The sequence below is a fragment of the Winogradskyella sp. Asnod2-B02-A genome, from assembly GCF_045063645.1.
In the GTDB taxonomy this organism is placed as follows: domain Bacteria; phylum Bacteroidota; class Bacteroidia; order Flavobacteriales; family Flavobacteriaceae; genus Winogradskyella.
In genome coordinates, this window is record NZ_JBEFOG010000027.1 from 686,723 (window position 1) to 699,229 (window position 12,507).

Here is a 12,507-nt window from a genome sequence, read left to right on the forward strand (position 1 = left end):
ATGAGTTCAAAACACATAGAAACAGAAGCTATTAGAACGCAAATTGAACGTTCACAATATCTAGAACATTCCAGCCCTTTATATTTAACATCGAGTTACGTATTTGAAGATGCAGAGGATATGCGTGCTTCTTTTGCCGATGAAAAAGAACGTAATATTTACAGTCGTTACTCTAATCCTAATACGTCTGAATTTGTAGAGAAAGTTTGTAAAATGGAAGGTGCAGAACGTGGTTATGCTTTTGCTTCTGGTATGTCTGCTGTGTTTTCAACATTTGCAGCGTTATTAGATTCTGATGACCATATTATTTCATCTCGAAGTATTTTTGGTTCCACTCAAACTTTATTTAATAACATATTACCAAAGTGGAATATCTCAACAAGCTATTTTAAAATTGATGAATTAGATACTATTGAAAGCTTAATTCAACCCAACACCAAGGCTATTTATGCTGAAAGTCCAACGAATCCTGCAGTAGATATTTTAGACTTACAACGTTTAGGAGACCTTGCAAAAAAGCACAACCTTATCTTTATAATAGACAATTGTTTTGCAACACCATACTTACAGCAGCCTATAAAATTTGGTGCAGATTTAGTCATTCATTCGGCTACAAAATTAATGGATGGACAAGGCAGAGTTTTAGGCGGTGTCACTGTTGGTAGTGCAGATTTAATCCAAAAAATATATTTGTTTTCAAGAAATACAGGTCCTGCTTTATCACCATTTAATGCCTGGGTTTTATCTAAAAGTTTAGAAACTTTACCTGTTAGAGTCGATAGACATTGTGATAATGCATTAAAAGTCGCTACATTTTTAGAGGCTAACGACAATGTGAATTTTGTAAAATATCCATTTCTAAAATCACATCCACAATACGAATTAGCAAAAAAGCAAATGAAATTAGGCGGAAACGTTGTTGCTTTTGAAATAAAAGGCGGCATTGAAGCAGGCAGAAAGTTCCTAAATGCTATTAAGTTGTTATCACTTTCCGCAAATTTAGGAGACACCAGAACTATCGTCACACATCCTGCATCAACAACACACGCCAAAATACCAGAAGATGTCCGTTTAGAAACAGGAATTACATCAGGATTAATAAGAGTATCTATAGGTTTAGAACATCCTGAAGATATTATTAACGATTTAAAACAGGCTTTAGAAAATTAACGTCAGTTCGAGTGATTTTATGCCATCGGTATAAAATTGCATCGAGAACACATACATATTATGAGCACAATAACAGACGAATTAAAAAAACGCATATTAGTTTTAGATGGCGCCATGGGAACCATGCTTCAGCAATATAGCTTCAAAGAAGAAGATTTTAGAGGCGAACGTTTTAAAGATTACCCATCACCTTTGCAAGGGAATAACGATTTACTATCACTTACACAACCTGAAGCTATTGCAGAAATTCATGCAAAATATTTTGAAGCTGGTGCAGACATTGTAGAAACTAACACCTTTTCTGGTACTACAATTGCTATGGCAGATTACGACATGGAAGATTTGGTTTACGAGCTAAATTTTGAATCTGCTAAAATCGCTAGAGAAGTTGCTGAAAAATTCACAAAAGAAAATCCTGATAAACCTCGTTTTGTTGCAGGTAGTATTGGACCAACAAACAAAACTGCAAGTTTATCACCAGATGTTAACCGACCAGAATATAGAGCGATTACCTTTAATGAATTACGAATTGCTTACAAACAACAAGTTGAAGCCTTAATTGATGGAGGTGTTGATATGCTTTTAGTCGAAACTATTTTTGATACATTAAATGCAAAAGCGGCTTTATTTGCTATCGAAGAAGTAAAAGAAGAACGACATATTGATATTCCGATTATGGTTTCAGGAACTATAACTGATGCTTCAGGCAGAACCTTATCTGGACAAACGGTTGAAGCATTTTTAGCTTCCATATCTCATATTCCATTATTGAGTGTTGGTTTTAATTGTGCCCTTGGTGCACAACAACTAAAACCTTATTTACAGCGTTTATCTGAAGAAACAGAATTTTTCACTTCAGCACATCCCAACGCAGGTTTGCCAAACGCTTTTGGAGAATACGAAGAAACACCAAAGCAAATGCAAGGCTATATTGAAGATTATTTAAAGGATAACCTCATCAACATTATTGGTGGTTGTTGTGGCACAAGTCCTGAGCATATTAAAGCGATTGCTGAAGTTGCGCAGAAATATAAACCTAGAACAATTCAAGAAGTCGCATAATGGTAAACTCAGAAACTAAAAAATACTTAACGCTCTCTGGTTTAGAACCACTAATAGTAACACCAGAATCTAATTTTATAAACATTGGCGAACGTACCAATGTCACTGGTTCTCGTAAATTTCTTCGACTTATTAAAGAAGAAAAATACGACGAAGCCTTAGAGGTTGCAAGAGAACAAGTCGATGGTGGTGCGCAAATTCTAGATGTTAATATGGACGAAGGTATGTTAGATGGTGTTTATGCCATGACAACATTCCTTAATCTCATTGCATCAGAGCCTGATATTTCTAGAATTCCCTTAATGATTGATAGCTCTAAATGGGAAATTATTGAAGCTGGCTTGCAAGTGGCACAAGGAAAATGTGTGGTAAACTCAATCAGTTTAAAGGAAGGCGAAGCACAATTTAAACACCATGCAAAACTCATTAAACGATATGGAGCCGCAGTTGTGGTTATGGCTTTTGATGAAGATGGTCAAGCCGATAATTACGATAGACGTATTGAAATTTGCAAACGTTCGTATCACATTTTAGTAAACGAGCTTAAGTTTCCGGCTCAAGATATCATCTTTGACCCAAACATTTTTCCTGTAGCAACAGGTATGGATGAGCATCGCAGAAATGCGCTCGACTTTTTTGAAGCGACCAAATGGATTAGAGAAAACCTACCTTATGCTAATGTTTCTGGTGGTGTAAGTAATGTATCGTTTTCTTTTAGAGGAAATAATATTGTACGTGAAGCAATGCACTCAGCTTTTTTATACCATGCGATTAAAAATGGTATGAATATGGGTATTGTTAACCCAACAATGCTCGAGATTTATGATGAAATTGATAAAGATTTATTAGAACGTGTAGAAGATGTTTTGTTTAACAAACGTGATGATGCAACAGAACGTTTATTAGATTTTGCCGAATCCTTAAAAGGACAGAAAAAGGAACATGAAGAAAAGGTTCTAGAATGGAGAAGTAATCCCTTACAAGAACGAATTACACACGCGTTAGTAAAAGGAATTGATGCCTTTATTATTGAAGATGTTGAAGAAGCACGTTTAGCATCAGATAAACCAATTCATGTCATAGAAGGTCATTTAATGATTGGTATGAATGTAGTTGGAGATTTATTTGGAAGTGGTAAAATGTTTTTACCTCAAGTTGTAAAATCAGCTCGAGTAATGAAGAAAGCCGTTGCTTATTTACAACCTTTTATTGAAGCTGAAAAAGATGGCAAACAAGAATTTGCAGGCAAAATATTAATGGCAACCGTTAAAGGCGATGTTCACGATATTGGAAAGAATATTGTAAGCGTTGTTTTGGGCTGTAATAACTACGAAATTGTAGATTTAGGTGTTATGGTTCCACCAGAAAAAATAATTGAAACTGCCATAAAAGAGAAAGTTGATATTATTGGATTGAGCGGATTAATTACACCATCTCTTGATGAAATGGTTTATGTATCAAAAGAACTAGAAAAGCAAAATGTAAAAATCCCTCTTATTATTGGAGGCGCAACAACCTCTAGAGCGCATTCTGCAGTGAAAATCGCACCACATTATACAAATACTGTTGTGCATATTAACGATGCGTCTAGAGCAGTAACAGTTGTTGGTGACTTACTTAAAAAAGACAGTAAAATATATAAAAATCAGATTCGTGAAGAATACGATTTGTTTAGAGAACAATTCTTAAAACGAACCAGAAAAAAAGAATATTTAACGATTTCTGATGCTCGAAAAAATAAATTTAAAATCAATTGGAAAACATCAGAAATTGTAAAACCTCAACAATTAGGCATTCAAATTATAAACGACTTTGACATTACTAAACTTGAAGAATTTATAGATTGGTCACCATTTTTTAGAAGTTGGGATTTACACGGAAAATATCCGGATATTTTAACGGATAACGTTGTTGGAGAACAAGCCACAGAATTATTTGCAGATGCAAAAGTATTATTGAAACGAATTTTTGACGAAAAGCTTTTAAAAGCAAAAGCCATTTTTGGTTTGTTTGAAGCCAATACGGTTAATGATGATGATATTGAAATTTCTTCTGCCAGTTTAAGCGCAGTCGATAACAAAGAAAAAAACTTTAAATTTTTAACCCTTCGTCAACAATCTAAAAAATCAGAAGGGAAGCCAAACATTGCATTATCAGATTTTATTGCACCAAAGGGTTCAGGAAAACAAGATTACATGGGTTGTTTTTGTGTATCTACTGGTTTTGGAACAGCAGAATTAGCTGCGCAGTTTGAAGCGGAACATGATGATTATAATTCTATAATGATTAAAGCATTAGCAGATCGTTTAGCAGAAGCCTTTGCAGAGTATTTACATAAAGAGGTAAGAACTAAGCATTGGAGTTATGCTAAAAATGAAGATTTAACCAATGCCGATTTAATAAAGGAAAACTATAAAGGGATTCGTCCTGCACCTGGTTATCCTGCTTGTCCTGACCATTTGGAAAAGACAACCATTTGGAAACTTTTAAAGGTTAAAGAAAATATTGGCGTTGAACTTACCGAAAGTTTAGCCATGTGGCCAGCTGCAAGTGTTAGTGGGTATTATTTTGGTAATCCTGAAGCTAAATATTTTGGCTTAGGAAAAATTAAAGAAGACCAATTAGAAGATTACAGCAAAAGAAGAAACATAACAATAGATGAAGCTACAAAATGGTTAAGCCCAAATTTAGCAGATTAGCGCGTTAGGGATTGCAATGAAAATCCTTTTTTATTTTTCTTAAAAAAGATTGCAATGTAAAGCCCGACCTTTAGGTAACGCCAAAACAAAAAGTATTATAAAAAAGATTACTGCGTTTGCAGGCCTAAGTATGAAAGTAACAGACCACATAAAAAATGCTAACGGAAAAACATTATTTTCGTTTGAAATAATTCCACCAAAAAAAGGAAATAGTATTCAGCAATTGTACAATAATATTGACCCTTTAATGGAGTTCAATCCACCTTTTATAGATGTTACAACCTCTAGGGAAGAATACCTTTATATTGAAAAAGAAGGACTTTTAGACCGTAAGATTACACGTATGCGCCCAGGAACTGTAGGTATTTGTGCTGCAATTTCGCATAAATATAATGTAGATACGGTTCCGCATGTTCTTTGTGGTGGATTTACTAAAGAGGAAACTGAATACTTGTTAGTAGATTGTCATTATTTGGGCATTAACAATGTTATGGCTTTACGAGGTGATGCTATGAAACATCAACAATATTTTGAAGCCTGTGATGGTGGACACAAATTTGCAAAAGAACTGGTTGGGCAGATTCAAAATTTGAATAAAGGTCAATATTTACATGACGTTATGGAAACGGATGGAAAATCTGATTTCTGCATTGGTGTTGCTGGTTACCCAGAAAAACACTTAGAAGCACCGTCTTTAAAAACGGACTTAAAACGTCTTAAGGAAAAGGTAGATGCAGGTGCTGATTACGTGGTTACTCAGATGTTTTTTGATAATGAGAAGTATTTTAAATTTGTTGAAGCTGCAAAAGCAGAAGGTATAAATGTACCTATTATACCTGGTATTAAACCTATTGCTGTAAAACGTCATTTACAATTATTGCCGCAAGTATTTAAAATTGATTTACCTGAAGATTTAATTGATGCTGTTGATGGTTGTAAAACCAATCAAGATGTGAGACAAGTTGGTATTGATTGGGCAATTGAACAATCTAAAGAATTACAGAAAGCTGGTGTACCTGTATTGCATTATTATTCTATGGGTAAAAGTGATAATGTTAAGGCTATTGCTTCTGAGTTGTTTTAACAAACATCCTATTTGCATTAAACTTAGTTAAAAAAGCTGATATCCAAATAGCAATGTTACCTGTTTATAATTTGCGTCCCAATAACGATACTGCCCAAAAAATTCACGGAAGTTTTCTATACGTAATTCTGCACTTAACTTTTTATAGCTGTAACCTAAACCTATTGATAAAAGTCCTCCATTTTTAACATCTAATTCTCTGCCATATCTAATTTTTATTGAAGAATCTAAGGTGTGAAAATATGTGTAAAAAGCATTAACAAAAATCTTAGAGTCTTCATTATTCAAAAAGAAGTAATGCCTTAAACCAAACGGTAACTCTATTATAGAGTAAGAAGCTTCATAAATGTATGTCTCTGCTTCATTTTCCCCAGCATAACGAATATCTACTTCTTTTTTAGACGAATAACTCTGATAACTAGGTTCTATTACAATAGCCCATTTATCATTATTAAAAGGTAAAATCATTTCTAACTCTCCTCCAAATCTAAACAAAATCTCATTGTCAAAATCTGCATTTTGATCAGGATTCACAGAATTCTTAATTGATAGAGAAGCGCTCCCCAAACCTAATTTTGCTCTAAAATTAAATAAATCTCTTTCTTCTTTTTTCTCAAAATTAACAAGCTCACCGCCAATGCAAGCATTGTATTTTTCAAAGAGTCTAGATAAATCTTTTACTTTATAACTTAAGTTTTTAATACTATTCATTGAAATATCTTTACATTTTAATGCATTCAGCAACTGTTGTTTGTAATGATTGTTTTCACCAATGAGATTGACATCATATAGATATTCTTTATAAATTAATTGTTCTATTTTCTCATTTTCTAGATTGTAAAAAAAGCGCTGTAAATTACCACCTTCGTAGTAATACAAGCTGGCTTCACTTTCTATTATTACTTTAAGAAAAAGTTGCTCTTCCTTAAATATTGGATTCTTAACTGTTGTTAATTTATTAAGATTGCTACTTGATCGATCAATATTTACTGTTGCTCTTGTGTACTTAGAAATATCATAAATCTCAAAAGCCTTCACTCCCTCAATAAAACCTGTTTTAATCTCGCCATTTTCGGTGAGTTTGTACTTAAATTCTGTAGGATTACTTTTCCAGTCCATACTTTTAATAAAACACTCTACTTTATCATCAGTATCTGTAATAAATACTCCTTTTTTAAATTCGGTTTGAGAGTAAAGGGAAGTGGCTATTAGAAAAACAAAAGCTATTAGAAAAGATTTTTTAAAATTCATAAACGTTAATGTCATTGAATTAATATAATTTTATTCGGAAAAATAAGACAAATTACCAACTATTACAATAAAACAAAAAAAACCTCAATCTATTTAAAATTAAATAGTTGAGGTTTTAACTTGTACTCAAGGTGGGAATCGAACCCACACGTCTTGCGACATTGGATTTTGAATCCAACGTGTCTACCAATTCCACCACTTGAGCGATTATAATTGGTAATTAAATCTACCAACTCTACCTTTGATAGGTATTTCCTCCTTGCTTTAGCAATTTGGACTGCAAAAATAGAAAATTATTTCCGTCAAGCAATCAAAATTAGTAGGTTTTATAATTTTTTGAAGTAAATAATTTTTCTAAATTTGAATTAAATTAAAAACGCACCAAACCAGCAACTAAACAACTGAAAACAAATGTCATACGAAGCCAAAGAAGCCAAAATTTTTGCCTGCACACAAAGTACACACCTTGCAGAGAAGATTGCTAAAGCCTATGGAGTTAAATTAGGAAAAGTAATTACATCTACTTATAGTGATGGTGAATTTCAGCCTTCTTACGAAGAATCAATTAGAGGAACACGTATTTTTATTATTGGGTCTACAAATCCTGGACCGCAGAATTTAATGGAAATGTTATTAATGATTGATGCTGCAAAACGTGCTTCTGCGAGACACGTCACTGCTGTTATGCCTTATTTTGGTTGGGCAAGACAAGATAGAAAAGACAAACCTAGAGTTCCTATTGCAGCAAAATTAGTAGCAAAAATGCTAGAAGCTGCTGGAGCCACACGTATTATAACAATGGATTTACATGCCGATCAAATTCAAGGATTCTTTGAAAAGCCTGTGGATCATTTATTTGCTTCAACCATATTTTTACCATATTTAAAAAGTTTAAATCTAGACAACCTAACAATTGCCTCACCTGATATGGGAGGTTCTAAACGTGCCTATGCTTACTCTAAAGCATTAAAAAGCGATGTTGTTATCTGTTATAAACAACGTGCAAAAGCCAACGTAATTTCTCACATGGAACTCATCGGTGATGTTACTGGTAAAAATGTTGTTTTAGTAGATGATATGGTAGATACTGCTGGTACGCTTACTAAAGCTGCCGATTTAATGATGGAACGTGGAGCCTTAAGTGTAAGAGCTATTTGTACGCACCCTATTTTATCTGGTGCTGCTTATGAAAGACTTGAGGCCTCTAAACTTGAAGAGTTAATTGTAACAGATTCTATTCCACTTAAGCAAGAAAGCAAAAAATTAAAAGTACTAAGTTGTGCAGATTTATTTGCCGAAGTAATGCACCATGTACATCACAACGAGTCTATTAGTAATAAATTTGTGATGTAGTACATTGTTTTATACAATAACAAATTTAAAGGGATTACACGCAAACAACTGCCATCAAAAAGGTGTCATGAATGTTTTTGAATGAGATAGAAAGATCTTAAACATAACATCAAATAACCTTTATCTAATAGTAAATTGGGCTTCAATAAAAAATAGTACTATAACACTAGTATTTTCAGATATTATGTCTAAATTTGCAGCCCTCAAAATGAGGAAATTAAATTTTTATTAAACAAACATTTAAAAAAATGAAATCAATTACAATTAACGGATCTCAAAGAGAAAGCGTAGGCAAAAAGGCAACTAAAGCCTTACGTAATGCTGGTCAGGTTCCTTGCGTTATTTACGGAGGAGACAAGCCATTGCATTTCTCATCACCAGAACTGGCTTTTTCAAAACTTGTTTATACACCTAACGCACATACAGTTGTGATTGTCTTAGATAACGGTGTAGAATATAACGCAGTAATGCAAGATATTCAGTTTCACCCAGTAACAGACAGAATTATACACGTCGATTTTTATCAAATTTTTGATGATAAAGCGATTACTATGGAAATCCCTGTTAAAACAATAGGATCTTCTAAAGGTGTAATGAATGGTGGTAACTTAAGAATGCCTTACCGTAAACTTAAAGTGAAAGCTATTCCTTCTAAATTACCTGATTTTATTGAGATAGATATTACTCCATTAAAAATTGGAAGTAAATTCTATATCACTGAATTAGAAAACGAAGATTACAAATTCTTACACCCAGACAACACTGTTGTTTGCCAAGTAAGACGTAGTAGATTAGCAGTTGTAGATGCAGATGACGAAGAAGATGAAGATGCAGGAGATGTGCCAGCAACTGAACAATCAGATGACGCAGCAGCTCAAGAATAGATATTACCTATTTCAAATATTTAAAAAGCATTCTATTTATAGGATGCTTTTTTTATTTTTACACAAATTGTAATTATGTGGAAGGCTATTAAAAAATGGCTTGGTTTTAGTAATAAAACAGAATTAAAGGAAGAAGATAAAATGAAAAAATTCTTAATAGTTGGCTTAGGAAATATAGGTGAAAAATATGCCAATACCAGACATAATATTGGGTTCAAAATTCTTGATTATTTAGCAGAAACAAATGACATTACATTTGAAACCGTAAAACTTGGTGACATTTCTTCTTTAAAAATAAAAGGAAGAACTCTTGTTCTTTTAAAACCAAGCACTTTTATGAATCTCAGCGGAAAGGCTATAAAATATTGGCTAGAAAAAGAAAATATACCTTTAGAGAATCTGCTCGTTATTACTGATGATTTAAATCTACCGTTTGGATCGCTTAGACTAAAAACAAAAGGCAGTGACGGAGGACATAATGGACTCAAAGACACACAAGATAAATTGCAAACCACAAAATATAACCGCTTTAGATTTGGTATTAGCGATGAATTTAGCAAAGGAAGACAAGTAGATTATGTTTTAGGCGAATGGAATGAAGACGAGAACTCAAAACTGAAAGAACGCTTAAAAATTTCCGCAGAGCTTATTAAATCTTTTGCACTAGCAGGTGTAAATACAACTATGAATCAATTTAATGGAAAATAATAATGTAGCTTTGTTTTTAAAACTTAGATTAATTATAAAAAATAGCAATACCCTTTAAAATTGACTTCAAATTTAGCAAAAGTAACAACCATAGGCACCTTTGATGGCGTTCATATAGGACATCAAAAAATATTGAAACAGGTAGTACAACTTGCAGAAGCCAACGGCTATATTCCTGTGGTACTCACTTTGTTTCCACATCCTAGAATGGTACTTCAAAAAGATGATTCTATTAAATTACTAAACACCATTGAAGAACGTATAGAATTGCTAAAAACCTTTGGTATTAAAGAAGTCATCGTTAAAAAGTTTACTAAAGATTTTGCGAATCTTTCTGCTGAAGATTATGTGAAACACATTTTAGTAGACGAATTAAACACCAAGCAAATAGTTATTGGTTACGATCATCATTTTGGCAAAAACAGAAGTGCTAATATTACGGACTTAAAAGCCTTTGCTAAACTATATGATTTTAATGTAGAAGAAATATCAGCACAAGATATAAAACACGTTACAGTAAGTTCTACAAAAATTAGATCAGCATTAAATGAAGGACAAGTTGCCTTGGCAAATTCTTATTTAGGGTATAATTTCTTTATTACAGGCACCGTAATTAAAGGGAAAGAGCTAGGAAGAACAATCGATTTCCCAACGGCAAACATCAGTATTACTGCAACATACAAGCTCATTCCAAGTGATGGCGTTTACGTTGTTAAATCTAAAATTGAAAACAAAACTGTTTTCGGAATGATGAATATTGGGACCAACCCAACCGTTAATGGAAAAACACGCTCAATTGAAGTTCATTTTTTCGACTTTAACAAAGACATCTATAATTCTGAATTAAAAATTGAATTTCTTAAACGACTGAGAAGCGAAGAAAAATTTCAAAATCTCGAAGCCTTAAAAACTCAATTAAAACAGGATATGAAAAATGCTTCAGATTATATAAAAACCTTAAATGACTAAATTCTTATTCAAACATATTGACAATTCCGGACTCATAGTATTCAGAATTATCTTTGGTTTACTTTGTTTTTTAGAAGCCGTTGGCGCCATTTTTACAGGTTGGGTAAAACGCACATTAATAGATCCGGAATTCACCTTTTCTTTTATTGGTTTTGAATGGTTGCAACCACTCCCAGGAAATTGGATGTATGTTTATTACATAGTTATGGGAATGTTTGGACTCTTTATTATGTTAGGTTACAAATACCGATTTAGTATGCTTATGTTCGCTTTAATGTGGACAACCACTTATCTCATGCAAAAATCGTCTTATAACAATCATTATTACCTTCTAGTTTTATTAAGTTTCATAATGGTTTTTATGCCAGCAAATCGCTATGCCTCTATTGATGTAAAACAAAATCCTTCACTTAAAAGTATTTCAATGCCTAATTGGTGTAAATGGGTTTTTGTGCTTCAGTTATTTATCTTGTATACTTATGCCTCATTAGCCAAACTATATCCAGATTGGTTAGATGCTTCGGTAATAGCTATTCTTATGAGAAATAAGGCTAATTACCCTGTAATTGGCGAACTTTTACAACAGAATACCGTACACTATATTTTAGCCTATGGAGGTATTCTATTCGATGGCCTAATTATTCCACTATTGCTTTTTAAACCTACAAGAAAATACGCCTTCTTTGCCTCTATATTTTTTCACTTATTTAATTCTATTGTATTTCAAATTGGCATTTTTCCTTATATGTCTTTAGCGTTTAGTCTATTCTTTTTTGAACCTAAAATTATTCAGAAATTATTCTTAAAAAAGAAACCTTTTTATGAAGCTGAAGCCATCACATTTCCAAAATATAAAACCGTATTAATAACATTATTTTCAATTTACTTTATCGTACAAATAATCTTACCAATAAGACATCACTTTATTGAAGACAATGTGTTATGGACTGAAGAAGGCCATCGCTTATCTTGGCGAATGATGTTGCGCGCTAAAAGTGGTAGAATAACCTATTCTGTAATAAATGCTGATACAAATAAGGCTATTCCTATTAAATTAAACGATTACCTCACTCAAAAACAACAACGAGGTGCAAGAACAAAGCCAGATATTATTTGGCAATTTGCACAACATCTAAAACAAGATTTTGCTAAAAAAAACATACCAATTAAAGTATTTGTAAAATGTTATGTAAGCGTCAATGGCAAACCTTCAAAACCATTTATAGACCCAAAAGTGGATATTGCAAATGTTGAATGGTCTCATTTTAAACATCACAATTGGATCTTGCCTTCAGAATTGAGTTTAGATAATAACAGAAAAAAATAA

General features: G+C 32.9%; 10 protein-coding genes and 1 tRNA gene. 9 read left to right on the plus strand and 2 right to left on the minus strand.

Going from position 1 to position 12,507, the window contains the following annotated elements; translation table 11 throughout:
* From ACJJVO_RS11085 to metF, 4 genes are all read left to right on the plus strand, one after another.
* On the plus strand, window positions 1–1,170 hold the full coding sequence (locus ACJJVO_RS11085; protein ID WP_405574032.1) for a trans-sulfuration enzyme family protein: 1,170 nt from the start codon (window positions 1–3) through the stop codon (window positions 1,168–1,170).
* 60 nt (window positions 1,171–1,230) lie between these two features.
* Entirely contained in the window at window positions 1,231–2,232 is a 1,002-nt protein-coding gene (locus ACJJVO_RS11090) for a homocysteine S-methyltransferase family protein (protein WP_405574033.1), read from the plus strand.
* A complete protein-coding gene (gene metH / locus ACJJVO_RS11095; protein WP_405574036.1) occupies window positions 2,232–4,931 on the plus strand; it encodes a methionine synthase in 2,700 nt (899 codons plus the stop codon). Before ACJJVO_RS11090 ends, metH begins: the two co-directional genes overlap by 1 nt.
* Window positions 4,932–5,061: 130 nt before the next feature.
* Window positions 5,062–6,015 (plus strand): methylenetetrahydrofolate reductase [NAD(P)H], encoded by a 954-nt coding sequence (metF, locus tag ACJJVO_RS11100; RefSeq protein ID WP_405574039.1) that lies wholly within the window; start codon window positions 5,062–5,064, stop codon window positions 6,013–6,015.
* Window positions 6,016–6,042: 27 nt separating this feature from the next.
* On the opposite strand, the gene ACJJVO_RS11105 is transcribed toward metF, so the two are convergent.
* Complete coding sequence (locus ACJJVO_RS11105) at window positions 6,043–7,281, minus strand: tRNA modification GTPase (protein WP_405574041.1); 1,239 nt, start codon at window positions 7,279–7,281, stop codon at window positions 6,043–6,045.
* Window positions 7,282–7,389: 108 nt separating this feature from the next.
* A tRNA-Leu gene (locus ACJJVO_RS11110) sits at window positions 7,390–7,471 on the minus strand.
* Between the two features lie 206 nt (window positions 7,472–7,677).
* Here ACJJVO_RS11110 and ACJJVO_RS11115 point away from each other — a divergent pair.
* The 5 genes from ACJJVO_RS11115 (at window position 7,678) to ACJJVO_RS11135 (ending at window position 12,507) form a co-directional block, all read left to right on the plus strand.
* Entirely contained in the window at window positions 7,678–8,619 is a 942-nt protein-coding gene (locus tag ACJJVO_RS11115; RefSeq protein ID WP_405574044.1) for a ribose-phosphate pyrophosphokinase, read from the plus strand.
* Window positions 8,620–8,867: 248 nt separating this feature from the next.
* Window positions 8,868–9,503, plus strand: a complete 636-nt coding sequence (locus tag ACJJVO_RS11120; protein WP_405574046.1) for a 50S ribosomal protein L25/general stress protein Ctc — start codon at window positions 8,868–8,870, stop codon at window positions 9,501–9,503.
* Between the two features lie 75 nt (window positions 9,504–9,578).
* Entirely contained in the window at window positions 9,579–10,211 is a 633-nt protein-coding gene (gene pth / locus ACJJVO_RS11125; protein ID WP_405574048.1) for an aminoacyl-tRNA hydrolase, read from the plus strand.
* 60 nt (window positions 10,212–10,271) lie between these two features.
* Window positions 10,272–11,180 (plus strand): bifunctional riboflavin kinase/FAD synthetase, encoded by a 909-nt coding sequence (locus ACJJVO_RS11130; protein ID WP_405574050.1) that lies wholly within the window; start codon window positions 10,272–10,274, stop codon window positions 11,178–11,180.
* Window positions 11,173–12,507: an HTTM domain-containing protein gene (locus tag ACJJVO_RS11135; protein ID WP_405574052.1), complete on the plus strand. Its 1,335-nt coding sequence runs from the start codon at window positions 11,173–11,175 to the stop codon at window positions 12,505–12,507. Before ACJJVO_RS11130 ends, ACJJVO_RS11135 begins: the two co-directional genes overlap by 8 nt.

Bases quoted from the DNA above. Each gene is read 5' to 3' on its own strand.
- ACJJVO_RS11120 (WP_405574046.1), top strand. From the start codon at position 8,868: ATGAAATCAATTACAATTAACGGATCTCAAAGAGAAAGCGTAGGCAAA.
- ACJJVO_RS11105 (WP_405574041.1), bottom strand. From the start codon at position 7,281: ATGACATTAACGTTTATGAATTTTAAAAAATCTTTTCTAATAGCTTTT.
- pth (WP_405574048.1), top strand. From the start codon at position 9,579: ATGTGGAAGGCTATTAAAAAATGGCTTGGTTTTAGTAATAAAACAGAA.
- ACJJVO_RS11135 (WP_405574052.1), top strand. From the start codon at position 11,173: ATGACTAAATTCTTATTCAAACATATTGACAATTCCGGACTCATAGTA.
- ACJJVO_RS11090 (WP_405574033.1), top strand. From the start codon at position 1,231: ATGAGCACAATAACAGACGAATTAAAAAAACGCATATTAGTTTTAGAT.
- ACJJVO_RS11085 (WP_405574032.1), top strand. From the start codon at position 1: ATGAGTTCAAAACACATAGAAACAGAAGCTATTAGAACGCAAATTGAA.
- metF (WP_405574039.1), top strand. From the start codon at position 5,062: ATGAAAGTAACAGACCACATAAAAAATGCTAACGGAAAAACATTATTT.
- metH (WP_405574036.1), top strand. From the start codon at position 2,232: ATGGTAAACTCAGAAACTAAAAAATACTTAACGCTCTCTGGTTTAGAA.
- ACJJVO_RS11115 (WP_405574044.1), top strand. From the start codon at position 7,678: ATGTCATACGAAGCCAAAGAAGCCAAAATTTTTGCCTGCACACAAAGT.